Annotated in this window: 10 protein-coding genes; 4 read left to right on the top strand and 6 right to left on the bottom strand. The window is 66.8% G+C overall.

The annotated features are described in order from the left end of the window. The first annotated feature begins 89 nt into the window (after positions 1 to 89). Positions 90 to 299 carry a hypothetical protein gene (locus AB0C20_RS05240; protein WP_357567426.1) on the top strand — a complete coding sequence of 70 codons (210 nt, stop codon included), beginning with the start codon at positions 90 to 92 and terminating at the stop codon, positions 297 to 299. A 391-nt stretch (positions 300 to 690) separates the two neighbouring features. Here AB0C20_RS05240 and AB0C20_RS05235 read toward each other — a convergent pair whose 3' ends face one another. Further along, positions 691 to 2,133: a recombinase family protein gene (locus AB0C20_RS05235; protein WP_357567425.1), complete on the bottom strand. Its 1,443-nt coding sequence runs from the start codon at positions 2,131 to 2,133 to the stop codon at positions 691 to 693. Positions 2,134 to 2,563: 430 nt separating this feature from the next. After that, positions 2,564 to 3,166, bottom strand: coding sequence for a hypothetical protein (locus tag AB0C20_RS05230; RefSeq protein WP_357567424.1), 603 nt, complete (start codon positions 3,164 to 3,166; stop codon positions 2,564 to 2,566). Positions 3,167 to 3,546: 380 nt separating this feature from the next. On the opposite strand from AB0C20_RS05230, the gene AB0C20_RS05225 reads away from it, so the two are divergent. From AB0C20_RS05225 to AB0C20_RS05215, 3 genes are all read left to right on the top strand, one after another. Beyond that, entirely contained in the window at positions 3,547 to 3,948 is a 402-nt protein-coding gene (locus tag AB0C20_RS05225) for a hypothetical protein (RefSeq protein WP_357567423.1), read from the top strand. Positions 3,949 to 4,439: 491 nt separating this feature from the next. Further along, a complete protein-coding gene (locus tag AB0C20_RS05220; protein WP_357567422.1) occupies positions 4,440 to 5,966 on the top strand; it encodes a serine/threonine-protein kinase in 1,527 nt (508 codons plus the stop codon). A 49-nt stretch (positions 5,967 to 6,015) separates the two neighbouring features. Further along, positions 6,016 to 6,246 (top strand): hypothetical protein, encoded by a 231-nt coding sequence (locus tag AB0C20_RS05215; protein WP_357567421.1) that lies wholly within the window; start codon positions 6,016 to 6,018, stop codon positions 6,244 to 6,246. A 106-nt stretch (positions 6,247 to 6,352) separates the two neighbouring features. On the opposite strand, the gene drmC is transcribed toward AB0C20_RS05215, so the two are convergent. From drmC to AB0C20_RS05195, 4 genes are read right to left on the bottom strand one after another with little or no spacing between them, the layout of a single operon-like run. Beyond that, positions 6,353 to 7,063, bottom strand: coding sequence for a DISARM system phospholipase D-like protein DrmC (gene drmC / locus AB0C20_RS05210; protein ID WP_357567420.1), 711 nt, complete (start codon positions 7,061 to 7,063; stop codon positions 6,353 to 6,355). Continuing rightward, positions 7,053 to 9,116, bottom strand: a complete 2,064-nt coding sequence (locus tag AB0C20_RS05205; protein WP_357567419.1) for a DUF1998 domain-containing protein — start codon at positions 9,114 to 9,116, stop codon at positions 7,053 to 7,055. The genes drmC and AB0C20_RS05205 overlap by 11 nt, the downstream gene beginning before the upstream one ends. Continuing rightward, positions 9,113 to 12,817 carry a DISARM system helicase DrmA gene (gene drmA / locus AB0C20_RS05200; RefSeq protein WP_357567429.1) on the bottom strand — a complete coding sequence of 1,235 codons (3,705 nt, stop codon included), beginning with the start codon at positions 12,815 to 12,817 and terminating at the stop codon, positions 9,113 to 9,115. The genes AB0C20_RS05205 and drmA overlap by 4 nt, the downstream gene beginning before the upstream one ends. Continuing rightward, positions 12,814 to 16,386, bottom strand: a complete 3,573-nt coding sequence (locus AB0C20_RS05195; RefSeq protein WP_357567418.1) for a DNA methyltransferase — start codon at positions 16,384 to 16,386, stop codon at positions 12,814 to 12,816. The genes drmA and AB0C20_RS05195 overlap by 4 nt, the downstream gene beginning before the upstream one ends. Positions 16,387 to 16,463 lie beyond the last annotated feature (77 nt).

The raw sequence follows: 16,463 nt of genomic DNA, 5'->3' as shown, positions 1-16,463 counted from the left end.
CCCGATCGAGGTCCCCTCTACTCAGGGGCAACGCATGTTGGGTCATGCACGGAAAGTATCGATCAGAGTGCGCAGGGTCAAGTGGAGTGATGCTCTACGCGAAGCAGGTGCGGGTCGCCTCGAGGCCCGCCCTAGCCTGGTATGCCAGCCTGCTCGTCAGGGCTCATGCCGTCGCCTTCACTGTCTACCCCAGCTCCGACACCGCGGCGGTCCGGCGACTCATCCGGATCCAGACCCTCGCCGAGGCGGTGCGAGCGCAGATCCGCGCGTTGCAGGAGCATCGCGTTGCATCGCGCTGAGCGGCATTGGACGCTCTGGCGCTGTGCGCGGTTGTGGTGAATTTCAGAGTTCGCCGAAGGCGGTGAACCTGGTGCGCTCGCTACCGAAGAACGCGAGCGGCACGGGTTGCCGTCAACGCCGGTCGACTGAAACTCGCCAGGACCCCTGCGGTGGGGCTCAAGCTTGATGCCTGCACGTTCATTTCGGTCAGTCGATAACCGAGCCAGCTGGCTGGCTGGATTGGGCCATACGCGGCCCGACTTCGATTCATGCTCACGCCCGGTAATGGGCGCGCGAGGTTGAGCCAACCCTGAACGTGCCGTAATCTATGAGCATGTGCACCCGAAATGGAGCACCGATGATACGTACAAGAGTTCGAATCCCCTCGGACACATCATTACCATATATCGATCATGATCCGCGCAGGGTGCCCTGCGCGGATCTTTCTGTGGTTGGTGTGCAGTGTTCCTGGTCGCAGACGATGATGATCTCGCTGCTGCGCAGGAGCGTGACCATGTCGTGTGGGCTCTGGATGGCGCTGGCGAGGCGGGGATGGTCAGCGAGTCTCGCGATGATGTGATCTTCTCTGAGGTAGAGGATCTTGCGCCGGTGATTAGTGGGCTGTTGAGTGCTGGTGTGGCCGTGGCGGCATCGGTAACCGGGGCGTTGGTTGATCCAGTGAGATTCCAATCTTCGGCCGCATAGTCCGCAGCGCAGTAGGCCGGTGAAGAGGTAGCGGCGGGTGGTGCCGTCGTGGGCGCTGCGGTGGGAGCGGATGGCCTGGACGGCGACGAAGTCCTGCTCGCTGACCAGCGCGGTGTGGGCCCGTTGCGTGGAGACCACCCAGTCCACGGTCGGGTTCCGCCGGATCGGTTCTCGCTGCGAGCGGCTAGCGTCGGCGTCGGTGTGCGCGGGTTGCCGGTTCCAGACCTGCCGACCCGTGTAACGAGGGTTGGCGAGGATCGCCGCGACCGTTCGCAGGGTCCACCGGTCGCCACTGCAGTGTGGATTGCGGTCGGGATCGACGCCCGACGGGCACGGTATCCCGGCGTCGTTGAGGGCGCGCGCGATGCTGGCGAGACTCTGGCCGTCCAGGCGTTGGGCGAACATCCACCGCACGTGTCCGGCCGTGGCCGGATCCGGTTCGAGGCGTTGAAGCCGGCGACCCCATCGCGCTTGGGCGGCGTTTGGATGAGGGCCGGCGTCGGTGAGTCGGTAGCCGTAGGGCGGCCGGCCTCCGAGATACCGTCCCTGCTCCCGCGCTTGGGCCCGCATCGCCGTGACGACCCGGAACCGGGCGCGCTGCACCTCACGTTTCGACTGGGCGCCCAGCATCATGATCAGCGCCTGGTGGGTCGGGTTGTGGTGATCGACAGGCCCGTCCGTCTCGGGCAGCCACAGCTGCACAGCGTGCTGTTCGAGCACCGGCGCCAGGTGCTGCAGCTGATTGGCGGAGAACGCCCGCTCGTACTCGCCGACCACAATCGCGTCGAACCCGCGATCTGGGTCGTCGAGCGCGGCCAGCAGCGCGGCGGCCTGCGGGCGCTGCCGCCAACCGCGGCGGCGAGAGCAGCCGACATCGAAGTACTCGGCGACGATCACGCCGTGAGCGGCGACGAGTTCAGTGGCGCAGTCCCGTTGCCAGTGCCGGGAGGTCACCCGGTCCTGGTGCTCGACGGTCGACATCCGACCGTAGAACGCAAACCGCAGACCACGCCGCCGTTCAGTAGGCAGCTGCGGGTCGGCCCGCGGCTGCCCGTTGAGCCATCGAGTCAGGGGATCCTCGAGATCGTCACGCTGGTTGTTCGACACGCCGATATTTCTACGAAGGATCTTCGCAGTCGAGTCGGACAAACAGTCCGCTGGCGCTGTCGAAGGACTGTCGGGCCGCTTGGTGGCAGTCGGTCTGTGCACTGTGCTGGCATACCGAGCATCCGCTCGACCGACGGGGACAATGCGTGACGCGCGGTTAGCGGCCTATCCGCGCACGTCAGCCGGCGGTGCGCGAGCTCTCTCCGAAAATCTCGCCGAGGTGATACCTGGCTTTGTTGAGATTCAGCGTCGCAGCGACTGACCAGTCCTCATCCACGATCAGACGCGCCAGGCGCAGACGTGCGCGAGGGGTCAAAGCAGCACTAGCGTGGGACATGAAGGCCTCCTGGTTGGCGGAGCGGTTCCTCGACAGCTCCACTCCGCAACCGGAGGCCTTCACCTACCTACGACATCAAACCGTGTCGTCACACAACCTCAACCAACCTCCCCGGACAGCACACCTAGCCCGTGCCTAGTAGTGCGGGTTGGTCGGCATCAGCTCGGACGCGCCCGCGTACAGCAGGTCGAGATAGTTCATCCCCGGGTGGTAGACGAAGTGCCACTCCAGTCGCACGCGGCTCGTGAAGGTAACTTCGGCGTTGCCGTCCACGTCCGGGTCGACCAACCGCAGGTCGTGCCGCCCAGCAACCGCGGCCAGTCGGCCCCAACCGGTGAAGGTCACCTCGGTTACGGCCTCGACCGAGCCGGGGTGTTGCTCGTCGGGGTCGTCGTCCACATGCCAGTTGATCGTGTCGAGGTCGGGCGTGACCACGTCGATCACCATCTCGCGCAGGATGTCCGTGGGAAGGTCGACGTCGTCGAAGGTCAGCCCGGCGGTCCAGTTCCCGCTGTTCCTCCCGACGTAGCGCCCGATGCTGTTGCCCGCCATCGTGCGGCATGCGCTGCTCACCGCTTCCGGTAGCAGACTGTCCAGCGACGGGAACAGCGCCTCCATCTCCGCCTGGGCCTTCCGCTTCCGCTCGTCGTCTTGCTGATCGCGGGTCAGACGCAGCGCGGTGGCATAAGCGATGCCTTCCTGCTCGGCCAGCTTCTTGGCCCGGTTGTCCGTGCTCACAATCAATCCATCCTCCGGCGGACCCCACGCGACCGCCGGCGACAGGGAATGTGCCGGAGCTACCGCACCCGCGTGACGATCAACGCCGTGTCCCTCGGTGTCCCCAGTGCCAGGCGTGGGCCGGCGGGCGACAAGGAGAATCCGGCGGCGCGGGGCCACCGTGCTCTCAACCGTAGCTCGGGAGATATGCATCGGCAATTGGCTAAGTCGGGCATGTCTCTGCCCGGCAGCTGTCCGGCCGCAATAGGGCGGCCCGGCCTGACTTCCCCGCAGACCGGGCCGCCCGCACCAGGCACGACAGCACGAAGCGGTGACCATGAGCGAGCCGGAGTTCCTGCCCTGGGACCGGCAGCGCTGAGAGCCCGAGAAGGCGGGCATTTGTGCTGTACCGCTACCTGGGCCGCACCCGCACCGCCGCCAAGGTCGCCACCGAGGTCAACAAGAGCCGGGATTACCTCCACAAGCTGGCGAGCATCTGGAAGTGGGTGCAGCGGGCGCAGACGTGGGACCGCGATGAGGACCGGCTGTACGCCGAGGGTCTGGCCGAGCAGCGGCGCAACATGGCCAGGCGGCAAGCCCGGATCGCGTCGACGCTGCAGGCGACGCTCGTGACCCGGTTGCAGGCCCTCGACGCGTCGAAGCTCGGCCCTGGGGACATCGCCCGCTGGCTGGAGGTAGCGACCCGCGTCGAGCGGCTGGCGCTGGGCCTGCCGGACTCGACCACCGCCCACACCGGACCGGATGGCCGCCCGATCCGCGCCGAGGTCGACCAGATGAGCTAGCAGCAGCGCGCCGACTTTTTCCGGGCGCTGATGGCCGAGGCGTGGGCCCGCGCCGGCCAGACCGACCCCGTGGGGGATGCCGACGACCCGCACGACCCCGACGACGAAGGAGACGACGAGGAGGCGGCCGATAAGTCAGCAACGCAAAGCTGAGGGGAAGGTGTGGGCGCCGCGCTGGGCGGTGTGGTCCATCGCCGTCGGCGGGCCGCTGGTCGTCGCGTCCAGCGCGGCCGCCGTGGCGCGGTGGCGCGGTCAGGCGGGGCCTGCGGTCGACCCGGCTGCTGACCGGGCACCGGACACCGAATACCGCGCAGTCGGCGTGCTGACACGGCGGGCCGGTCGTCGGCCCGCAGACTTGGGCGGCGCTGAACGTGCAGCCCCGCCGGGCTGACGGCCGGGCCCGTGAGCGAGGAGTGTCCATGTTAGTACCACGCGAGCCCAGTGGATAGGCTGTCGCAGCCCGGCAGGCCGCGAGAAGGGGTGACCAATCGGTGGCGATTACAGACCTCAAGCTCAGCGAGAATTGGGCGCTCGGTGAGCGCATTGGTGGGGGAGGCTTCGGCAGCGTCTTTGCGGCCAGTTCTCCACGCCATCAAGACGCGGTTGCCAAGCTGATCCCGAAGAAGCCCGGATCTGCTCGGGAGCTTCTATTCGTCGATCTCGGTGGTGCACGGAATGTTGTCCCAATTATTGACAGTGGCGAGACGCTCGATAGCTGGGTTCTCATTATGCCCCGGGCGGAAAAGTCGCTTCGCCAGAACTTGCAGAGCGCGCTCAGCCCGACAGAGGCAATTGCGGTTCTGTCCGACATAGCGCTCGCGCTCAGCGACCTGCAAGGCAAGGTTGTTCATCGGGACCTGAAACCTGAGAACATTCTCTTGCTCGACGGCAAATGGTGTATCGCAGACTTCGGAGTTTCCCGCTACGCCGAAGCCACGACTGCGCCGGATACTCAGAAGTACTCGATGACCCCGCCATACGCTGCCCCAGAGCAATGGCGGTCAGAGAGAGCTACGTCTGCCACCGATGTCTACGCATTTGGGGTCCTCGCCTACGAGTTGCTGACGGGTAGTTGGCCGTTCAGGGGGCCTGGCGCGAGTGACTTCCGGGATCAGCATCTACACTATGAGCCGCCGCCGCTAGACGGCGTGTCCCTTGCCTTGGTGAGCCTTGTAGAGGAATGTCTATACAAGGCTCCTCAGACTCGGCCCTCACCAAGCAATCTGTCGGCTCGGCTTGAGCGGGCTTCCCATACCATTTCCGGCACTGGCCTATCGCTTCTCCGCGAGGCAAATCGAGCTGTGATAGCTCAACGAGGGGAAGAGGGTCGTGCCGCAGAGCGCGCCCGGTCCGAGAAGGAGCGTCGAGCTGAAATCGCGAAATCTGCGCAAAAGGCGATTAGTCGCATTATGGATGCGCTTAGGGCCGCGATCATGGACAGTGCTCCGGTGGCAGAGTTCGTGCCTCGAACAGTCGACTTAGATCCTGTCAGCAAGGAACCGTACGTGAGGCCGTTGGGCTGGCGCATTCACCTGAACAAAGCAACACTTGACTTTGTAATTCCAGTAGGCGCGCAGATCGACTTGCAATCGAGATTCGAACTTCCGTTCGATGTTGTTTATTATGCGAGAATAGGGGTTGAGCGCCCAAAGGATCACCCGAGAGATACTGAATACCGCGGTAGAAGTCATGCGTTGTGGTACTGCGACGCCCAAGAGTCCGGCCGCTATCAGTGGTTTGAAACAGCGTTCGCCAATACATCATGGCATGCACCTTCCCCTCAAAAACTCGACGTCGAACCGTTCGCGATGGACCCGACTGATGAATCGGCGAAAGCCTTTCGGCTCGGCGTCTGGGCGCATCAAGTTGCTTGGCCCTTCATGGCGGTGGTAATCGATGACCTCGACGACTTCATCAACCGGTGGGCAGCTTGGCTCGCTGATTGCTCGATCGGTCAGCTAAGTCGACCCTCACGGATTCCTGAACGCGCCGTGGAGGGAAGTTGGAGAAGACAATAGTCAGTGCAACCACCGATACGAGAATGCCCTCAACAGCCGCGCTATCTACTTGCAGCCCGGCCGCCCGGGTGACCGCCTGAAGCACGACCCGCACCGGCCGAAGATCCTCATCGAAATTCCTGACGACGACTTCCGGGAACAGTGGGAGGACGTTGCGGTGCGGCGCCTGGCCAAGGTGATCCGCCGTAGGTCACCAATACCCCGGGAAGAGGCGCGCCGGCTGGCCGTACAGTGGCTGGCACAGTCGCGTGAGATCAGCGGCTTCCGGCTGCCAACGTGAGTCTCCCGCGTGGGGCTTGGTTCGACTTGCCCCAGCGGCGCGCCTGTACGAGGCTGGTCCAGGTATCTTCGCTCCGTTGCAAGGGCGGGTAAGCCGCGCGCACCTGTCAGGTCACTTGCTCGTAGAGCACCCCGTGCTTGCTCCGCATGAGGGCTTCGATCGACGCGGCGAGGTTGGTGTCGTGCACCAGTAGTCCCAATTCGATGTTGGTGTTCTCGGCGCTAAAGGAGAAGTTCGCGCTGGTCAGTAGCGTGATTACGCGGTCAACGACGATGAACTTGGCATGACTCACCAGCGGATGGTGGCCTCCGGGCGGGGTTAGCGTCCGGAGTACGGTCGCCTTCGGGAGATGGGCCGCGACGGCTGCCGGGGAGCCGGCGTGGGCGTCGAGGTACACCGTGACGCTCAGGCCGGGGCGCCGTGCGGCGTCCTTGAGGGCAGTCCACATGCCCGAGTGCGGCGTGAAGTTGAAGCTGGAGCAGACGATCGACATGCGTGCGTCGTCGATGATGCGCTGAGCTTCGCTGGTGAGACGGCCGGTCGTGGCTTCGACGCCGGGCATGGTCCAGACGGGGGAGATGGCGGTCCGGACGGATCGTGCGCCGGCGATGGCCCGGAGTACGGCGACTGAGTTGTCCCGGTGCTCCGGACCGAGTTCGGCCGCGAGGAGTAGGCGCTTCGCCTCGCCGCGGCGGGCGGCGTGTACTTCTTTCAGTGCCTGGCCAGAGGTGCCGCCGGCTTGTAGGACGGTGGCGAGTCGTTGTGCCTCGTAGGCGGTCAGGAAGGCGCCGAGCGCCGTGTAGGGGTCAGTAGACATCGATGGTGCCGAAGAAGCCGGGGACCCGTTCGTCGTCGATGGTCGGCAAAGTGAGCAGGAATCTGCGGTCGAGGAATCGGTTGGCCCGTTCGCAGGAGGTTTCCGAGGCGAAGCTGCAGCAGTGGCAGGCCGCGCCGTGCAGGAAGTCCTCGCCGTGTCGTGGTGTGCGTTGCCCGCAGACGGGGTCGGAGGAGCAGCGGGCTGCTCTGCGCAGCGCGTCGAGCAGGAGCCCGTGCAGCCGTTCCGGCTGACTGAGCGCGACCAGTCCACCGAGGGTGCCCTCGCTGTCGGAGGCCGTGGTGCAGATAAGTAGCCCAGCGGCGGCGGGCCGGTCGGGGGTGGCAGGCCAGGCGTAAAGGCGTTCACTGAGACTGGCAGCGCCGTAACCGCAGGACATCGCCATCTCGCGGATGAGGATGTGCGCCAGGCTGTGTATCAGCCAGTAGCGCGGGGCGGGAAACCGGCTGTCGGGGTCGATCTGGGCGGCGGTAGCGGAGAAGCGCCGGGAGAAGTTGTGCCGGTGGGCTTCGCGGTGCGCCCGCCACAGGCTGGTGGGCAAGATCTGTGCTTCCCAGGCGGCGATGGCGGCCTCGTCGAATTGCAGGAAGATGCCCTCGCCGCGGTCCTCGGTGGCCGGTACCCAGGTGGGGCGGCCGTCCCGGGTGAGCTTGACGAGCCGGCTTGCGAGGTCGTTGACCCGGTCCATTTCGTCGATCCGGGTGAAGCCGATCACCGCGTTGACCTTCTTCATCCGGTTCACGGCGATGACCCGGTGCACTTGCTTCGGGAGGTCGGCGGCCGTGGGCATCTCGGTGACCATCAGGCCGCTGGAGTCCTGCTGCTGCGCGAACAGGCTCGGCTTCTGCAGGTAGTCCCACTCCGGCACAAGCAGCTCGACCGGGTCCCAATCGCGTAGCCTCTCCCGGCGCTCCTCCTCTGACGGCGGTGGGGCAAGTGCCTCGGCCGCCGCTGCGGTCAGCTGTTCGTCGGTGACTCCGGCGAGGTCGCACTTGTGCGCGACGAGCAGCGAACGAAGCACCTTCGGCAGGGCTTTGTAGTCGGTCAGTTCCTCCGGCGTCAGGTGCGTACGCAGTTTCGTGGCGAGCGCGGTCTGCTTCTGCTCCTCGCTGCGGGGCATGACGATGATCGACTGGGTGGACGCGAACCAGAGGTTGGACGCGCCCATCATCATCAGCGAGGTGTCCAGTCCGCATTTGGGATCGAAGGCGTCCAGGTGCGGATGCCGGCCCCGGCAGGTCGGTAGCTTCCGTTTGCCGGCCTCGCCCTGCGCCTCGCCCATGCCGCGCCGCTGTTGGCAGCGTTCGCAGGTGATGACCGCGCCGGCTCCCTGTCCGATGTTGCTGTCGCGCAGTTTCAGGTCCGGGTGCGGGGCGGCGGGGCAGGTTCTGCCGCGGTGCACCCACAGCGCATACGGGAACTCGTCGAGGTGGCCGTTGGCGCAGGCGAGCAGGTAACGGGCGGACACCGCCGGGCTGCGCCTGGCCTTTCCCTTCGTGGGAGCCTTGGCCTTTCCCTTCGCCGCACCCGCAAACGTACGGCCGGGACAACTTGCGTGTTCGAAGGTCGCCAGGTCGGGCCGGAACGGGTGGGTGTTGGTGTAGCTGAACCGCGACAGCGGCCCGAGGTAGTCGCAGCCGGTGCACCGCAGCCACTGCGGGAACACCCGCGCGGGGATGCCGAGGTCGGAGCCCTCCTGCGACATCGCGCGGGCCTTCGGCTGCCACGGGAACGGCCGCAGTTGCTGCACGCGCGACCCAAGGTGAAGCTGGACCACCTTGAGCAGCCGTGGCTCTTCGATCGTCTGCACGGTGGGACGCCGCCGCCAGATGGGCTCCCAATCGTCGAGGCCGGCCGGCATGATCGAGAACTGCGGCAGGTCCATGATCGAGCCGACACCGTAGGTGTAGAGCAGCGACGACGGGCGGGCCGAGCCAACCTTGGCCCGGTTCTTGACGTTCGCCTGCTCACTGTCGGCCAACGGGTCCAACAGCTGCGCAGACTCGAAGATCATCTGCCCCTCGTCGTCCGTCACTCGTCTTCTCCTCCTTCAGGCAACTCCCACGACGGCGCGTCATCGGGCTCGACGACGAACAGCCGCTCGGCTATGGGGCTGACCAGCAGGTTGATCTCCGGCTGGACCTCCCGCATCGAGTGCGCGACGACGAACGGCGCGCGGTCCGGCTGACCCTGGTGGGCCTTTGCGTTCTCCGGGCTGATCAGCAACGGCAGGTAGCTGTCGTTGTCACCGGTGCGCTCATACACCAGGGTCTTGCTAAGTTTCCCGGCGTACTCTCCCCGAGCGTTCCACTGGTCCATGCGGTTGATCAGCCGCTGGTGCGCCTGCGCCATCAGGTCGTCCAGCTGGGCCGCCGGCCGGATTCGGGCATAGAGCCGATCGACCAGGGCGGTGAGAGCGTCCTGTTCGGCACGGACCCGCCACGCGGCCCGCTCCGGCGACAGCCCGTCGTCGCGGTGCGCCTGCAGCACCCGAGCCGCGCTGACCAGCACCCCGTCAATGCCCCGGTCCAGAGCCGTCGGCGAGAACGGGGTAACCGACAGCGCCTCCACCTGCGCGTAAAACGTCTCGTGGTAGTGCCGGAACTGCTCGTAGTGGGCCAGGTCGCGGGGCCGCGCCCAGTTCCCGAGCGCCACGACCAGACCGGGTCGGCCGCAGTCCTCACCCGGACGGCCGACGTCGCGGCCCACCCGTGAGGACGCCTGGATGTACTCGGCGGTGTTCTTCGGCTGCCCCACCACCAGCATCAGCCCGAGCCGCTGCACGTCGACCCCGACCTGCAGCATCGAAGTGGCCAGCACCACGTCGAACGGGTCGGCCTTCGGCCGCTCCATCCGCCCGCCGGCCTCTTGCTGTTCGAGCCGCTTCCGCATCGCCGTGGTCGTGGCGTAGTCGGGGTCGAACTCCAGAGCCAGGTTGTCCAGGGTGCGTCCGATGTCGACTGAGGCGATGCGGGAGGTCAGCTCGCCGGTGACCAGGCGCCCGTACGAGCCGAGCCGCCGTGGAAAACCCGATCCGGGGCGGGGCTGCCGGACCCGGTTCTGCACGTCGTCGGCCATGTAGCGGGCCATACCGGCCAATTCACGGGTCGCGTTGAAGTAGCCCACCAACGTCATGTACGGATCGGCGGCAGACCCACTGCGATCGAACAGCAACTGCCCGGCGAGCAGCAACACCTCGGCGACCCGGATCTCCGCGCTCGACAGCCGCACTCCCTGCGCGCTCACCCCGATATAGCGCCGGCCCGGGGTAGTCGGCCCGATCGGCAGCTCCTGTGAGAAGTACGTGTCCGCCACATCCAATACCTGCGGCGGGAAGATCTGGACGCCCCGCCCGTACAGCCCTCGTACCTGCTCGTCGGCGCGGCGCACGGTGGCCGTCGACGCCACGATCATCGGCCGGACCGGCTTGCCGTCGGCGGTCTCCCACGACGCGAGGGTCTCGACGGCCACCTCGAACAGCCCCACGGCGGTGCCCAGCGCCCCGGTGATCAGGTGCAGCTCATCCTGAATGATCAGATCCGGCGGCCGGAGTCGTCCCACCGGGCGTACGGTCGCGGCGGGCAGGCCGGGCTCAGCCTGGTGACCGGTGGTCACGCTGCAACTGGCGTAGTCCGGGTGAACGTAGCCGTGCCGACCGCAGTACCGGCCGACGTAGCCGAACAGCGACGCCGCCTCACCCTCGCGCGCCAGCCGTGCGAACTTGTCGACCGTCGCGATCACGAACGCCGGCGGCATCCGGTAGATCTCCTCGTCCACCGTCAGCATCGGCAGGCCCTCATCCACCTGACCGCCCTTGGCGAACGGGCACTGCCCCGTATCGTCGCCGCAGAAGACCAACACCCGCCGCTTCGTCTTGACCGGCTTCACGTTTGCGGCGCCGATCGAGCTGCCGCACCACGGGCACCGCTGCACCTGCAACACCGTCAACCGGTGCCCGCCGTACGCGTTGGCCTTGCGCAGCTGCTCGTCCGCCTCGTCCCAACGCTTTGGGCTCACGTCGGTGCCGACCCACAACCCGATCCGGAACGGCTTACTACCCCAGGTTGCCTCGTCCCGGCGGCGGACCAGCTCCGCCGCACACACCAGCGTGGTGGCCCGCTGGAACTGCTGCGCGGTGAGCAGCCGCAACGTGTACCGCATCAACACGGCCACCCCGTCACGCCCGTTCAACGGGCCATCGGAGGACGCCACCATCTGCTGCCGGCGCCGGATCGCGAACGTGTACGCCGCCAGACCCAGGTACGCCTCGGTCTTGCCACCACCGGTCGGGAAGAACAACAACTCCACCCACGACAGCTCACCGCTGCGCGCCGCTGCGGTGGGGTCGGTCAGCGCCGGCAGCTGCATGATGATAAACGCCAGCTGGAATGGCCGCCACGACGACGGCTTCTCCCGCTCGTCGGCCTCAACCTGACCGTGGGCGTCGTCGAACGACAGGCTCGGGTCGGAGCTACGCAACGCCCCGATCCGAGAGTGGACCCGCTGGTCCCGCATGACCTCGTTCATGAACCGGAAGCACGCGAACGCCTCCGGATCAGCCACCACGTGCGCCAGACCGTCCGCCAGCCGCTGCTCTGCCGCGCGTGCCTCGTCCACGACCTCCTCGGCCAGGTCCCGCAGATGCTCGGGAAGCTGCGCCGCTTTCGCGGCCTCACCGTCGAGCCAGGTCCGGTAACCATCCACCAGCGGGGCGAGCCCATCACGAACCTGTTCAGGGCTGGCCTTGGCCAGTGCGTCCATGGACAGCATTGCGCCCGTGACCGACCGTGCCTGCGTCTGCGGTGTCTCCGCGACCGGCAGCCACGTCGTCCACACCGCCGTCGCCCGCCGTGCTCCCGGCTCTGCCCGCCAGTCCACCGAGCAGGTCCGCCCGACCGCGAACTCCAGCCGATTGCGGTACTGCAAGTGCAGCCGGCGCATTTCGTCGTCGTGCTCCGGCCACTCCTGCTCCATGACGTCGCGCACCGGCAGGAACACCGCCGCACCGCCCGCGTCGACGTGCAGCTTCGTCTGGAACAGCCACTCGTGCACCGGGATCGTCGGCGGTGTCTCCCGGTCATTGACCAGCGCAATCTCGATTAACCGCCGACCGAAACGCGCGTCGTCGTAGGCATCGATCCGCAAACAGATCTGCCCGGTCAGCACCCGCGTGTACGTCCGCCCCGGCGTCAGCTCGGCCGCCGCGATCTTCTCGACGACCCCCACCGGCGTCCGCTGATACCGACGCAGCGCCCGGCCCCGCTTGTCGACCTCACCGGTCTTCACGCTCTCGTAGGTGCCCCACGACGCGGTGACCGTGAACTCCGCCAGATCGTTTGGCACCTGGAACCGCAACCCCATCGACGACGGAATCATCAGCCCCTGCCGCGGAGCCTTGTCGTCGGCGTCATCCTCCTCACCCTCGACGTCGGTGCCGTCGGCAGACTCGGCCGGAATCCCACGCTGCGCATGAAAACCCGCCGCATCAGATCGGATGCCTACCAGGCCATACCCGTCCTCAGAGCCGGCCGGATCAGCATCGGGCTCGGTCAGCTTCACCGGCGCGATATGCCCCACCAGGTACAGCTGACGCGGGCTCACCGCCAATAGCTCCTCCGGACCACCCGATGGCCCGAGCAGCTCACGCTCCAGGATGTCGACCAGGTTCTCCCGAACTGCGTATGACGTGCCGTCCGGCTCGTGTGCGAGCCGGAAACCCGGCGCCGAGTCAGTCACAGCAGCGCCTCCTGGCCCTCGTGGACCACCGGCTTTCGCTGGCGGGCAGTCGCCTTCTTCGCCGCCTTCGGACGCTGCGCCGCCGCACGGCGCAGATTCTCCGCGAGCAGCCGGTCTAGAGTCTTCACCCGTGCCGCCGGACTCACCGTCCACCGCGTCATCTGACGGTACGTGTGGAAGCCATGCTCCAGCGGCACATCCGACCAGTCGTACGCCGCCATCACCGCCTCGTCCACCTTGACGTGAATTTGTCGCAACCGGGCCACGTCCGGGTCTTCGGCATCTGCCAGCCCCGGGTCATTGACCAGGTTGTAGAGCTTGGTCAAACCCAGTTCGCGCCGCAGCATGATCTCGCGCCGCTCGACATCCAGCACCCGGCCCACTTTCTCCAACCGATCCGTCGACTCCGGGCGGGGAAACGTCATGAACACATCGGATGGTGAATAGTTCACATCCGCCCGCATCGTGGAGCCATACTTGACCGCCCACATTTGATGCAGACTCGACGACAACACCCCCTGATCGGCTGGCGAGTCGGTCGCGAACACGGCAAGCTTGTGGCTGAAGACATGCCCAGTGGGCACCCGCACAGGCATGACCGACTTGCTGACCAATGCAATGACCAGCACCTCGTCCAGTCCGGCGATCGCACTCCGCATTCCTGGACAGTTCTCGCCAAACCGCCACCAGCGCTCCCGGTAGGGCTTCTTCTTGTTTAGCGCTCGCTCGGGGAAAACGAGTTCCTCAATCCTTTCGAAGGCGATGGGGAAGGCCGATGCTTCGTTGATAGATCGTTCGTTGAAGTCGATGACCCAGCGCGAGGCGGAGCAGTCGGGGCGTGAATTGAGATCCTCGCCGTTGAGGTAGGGGAACAGCACCTCACGGTTCCGGTCGTCCTCGGCGATCCACGCGTGAGCTTCGTCGGGCTCTAGCACAAATCCCATGCCGAGCACGATGCAGCCGATGAAGGCGAAGTTCTCGTTCTCGGCGAGCCGGGCCGGGGTGCCGTCGACCTGTCCGGCGGGTTCCAGCAGCGTGGAGATGCGTGACACCGTGATCCCGTCAGCCACCCGATCGGCTGCATCGGCGACCGGGCCGCGGCTGCCCCAAACTGCCGCATACTCCAGGTTGGCGCTTGCCGACGGCCACGAGGCGCTCTGCACCGCACGCGTGATCGTAACCCCGTCGGCAACGATGCGGTCGAGACCGACCTCACGGCTGTCACCCTGCGCGATGGTGTTCGTGCCGATCAACCCGAGCGTCCCGGCCGGCCGCAGCAGCGCGACCGCGCGTAGCAGGAAGTAGGCGACGAGGTCGGCGCTGCCCCGGGCGCCTCCGGCGACCTGTTGGACGAACCAGTCGCGGACATTCGTGCCTAGCGCGCCGGTGAGCTTCTTGCCGCCCAGAAAGGGTGGGTTACCGATGACGGCATCGAAGCCGCCATGATCGACCACCACGTCCGGGACTTCGAGCACCCAGTGCAGCGGCTGCCAGCGTTCGTAGTCCGTCGCGACAATCGGGGTCAGCCCCTTTTCCAAGATCGAGTCAAGAAACTCGCGATTGCCGACTGTGCCGTCGGCCGGCATCGCGGCGGTCACCGCCTCGGCCAGGTTCTCGTACGCTTCGTCCAGGGCTTTGCCGGGTTTGCCGCCGAGGCGGAGCCCGGCGGCGATCACCCCGTCGGCCACCTGGCGGAGCTGGGCGGTCAGCTCGCGCGAGCGGTTGAGTTGGCGACGTTTTGCGGTAGCGCTGCGCATGGGGTCGTGTTCGCGTACTGCGCTGGCGAGGTCTCGGCGGATATCGACGGCCCGCCGGATGGTGCCATCCACGTCCTGGGCCGTCAGTCTGGCCTGCTGATGGGTGGGCGCCTCGATGTGTAGGGTGCGGAGCTGGCGTAGGTCGGTGAGGCCGAGCAGGGAGTTGCCGTGCAGGATCTTGTCGTCGACGAAGGAGAATGGTAGGTCGCGGTCGAGCGAGACCAGCCAGAGCGACAGCTTGCACATCTCGACGGCCATCGCGTTGATGTCGGCGCCGTAGAGGCAGCGGGCGACGACCTCGCGGATCGCGTGTTGGCCGAGGTCGTGCCGGTGGGCGTTGGCCGGGTCCTCGTCGATCCATGCCTCGACGAGACGGGCGGCGAGGTAGCGGGCGGCGGCGACCAGGAATGCGCCGGAGCCGGCGGCGATGTCGGCCACCTTGAGGTTGAGGATCTCGTCCGAGCCGCGCAGTCTCCAGGCGCCGCCGCTCTCCGGTACCTGGTGCGGGCCGGGGGAGTAGCAGAGCGGTTCGAGAGCGTGCTGGACGACCTCCTCGGCAAGGTCTTTCGGGGTGTAGTGGGCGCCGGCGTTGCGCCGCGACGGCGTCTCGGTGACCACCAGACCGCCGTCCAGGACGACGGTAGGGCGGTCGCGCAGGTCGGGCCGGGTGATGGTGGCCCAGGGCAGCAGGCGTGCGCGCAGGTCGTCGTTATCGGTCACCGCGCGCAGCATGCGGTCGGCGTCGTCGCCGGGCGTGGCTGCGAGCCGCTTCGCCAAGGCGTTCGCGCTCGGCGGGGTGGCAGCGGGCTGGTTTTCCTTGAGCCAGGCGATGATCGCGGTGGCCAGTTTCGCCGAAGTTGCATTGACGCTGGCGAGCTGCTCCAGCATTGTCAGCGGGATCTCCGGCTCGGCTCCGGTGGCACCGACGAGGCCGACTTGAGTGTCGCCGGTGACCCGGGTGCAGGAGTAGCCGAGCAGTCCTTCGTAGATGTAGCCGATCTGTTCCACGTCGACGTCACGGAACGAGATCCGGCGGGCGTCGCCGCCCTTGAGCTGGGCGACCTGCACCGAGCGTAGAACGTGCAGCATGACCCGGTCGGAGACGGGCAGGGCGAGGGTGCCGTTGTCGTCCGAGGCGGTCAGGAACGGGTACCGCTCCGGGTCGAACAACGATCCGCCGTACGCGGGCATGCGCATGTTCTCGAACGACGCGCCGCGGTAGAGGGCCTGGCTGGTGGCGAGTAGCCGGTGCCATGTCAGGTAGGTGCTGTCGAGCGATTCCTCGCCGTCGCGCAGCCGGCGCTGTTCCAGGTCGTCGAGTTCACCGCTGATGCCGTACCCCTGCAGGAAGAGTTCGCTCTGAGGCAGCAGGCCGCGCTCTTCGGCGAAGAGCAGGAAGACGACGCGCATCATGACCGTGACGGCGGCGGAGTAGGTGTCGTGCGGGTCATCCGGAAGTGGATCGCGTAGGCCTCGCCTGTGGTGGTCGGCGGCGGTCTCGGCGAGCGCCTGGATCAGCAGCTCGACGGCGCGGCGGACCTGGGCGCCGAGGGCTTCGGTGATCTCCTCGGCGGCGGCCACGGATTCCTCGAACAGCTTGGGGAGCCGCTCGTTGGGGTCGCCGCCGATGATGTACTGCCGGGCGATGGCAGTGAGGAAGGCGTTGCGGGTCAGTGGTTCTTCGACCCAGGTCTGGGCGTCGACGATGCCGGAGGCGACCATCGCGTCCGGCCGGGCGCAGACCAGCGCCCACCAGCGGCCGTCGGTGACGATGCCGATCGCGATGCCGGCGCCGCGCAGCATCGCTTCCATCCGGTCGATAGCGGTGGCGGCCCAGCCGTCGGTGCCGGTGGCGTGCAGGCTGTCGCACTTGTCGACCACGCCGACCA

The sequence above is a fragment of the Micromonospora sp. NPDC048843 genome, from assembly GCF_040649965.1.
Lineage (GTDB): Bacteria > Actinomycetota > Actinomycetes > Mycobacteriales > Micromonosporaceae > Micromonospora > Micromonospora hortensis.
This window is presented reverse-complemented; position numbering and strand designations above follow the sequence as displayed.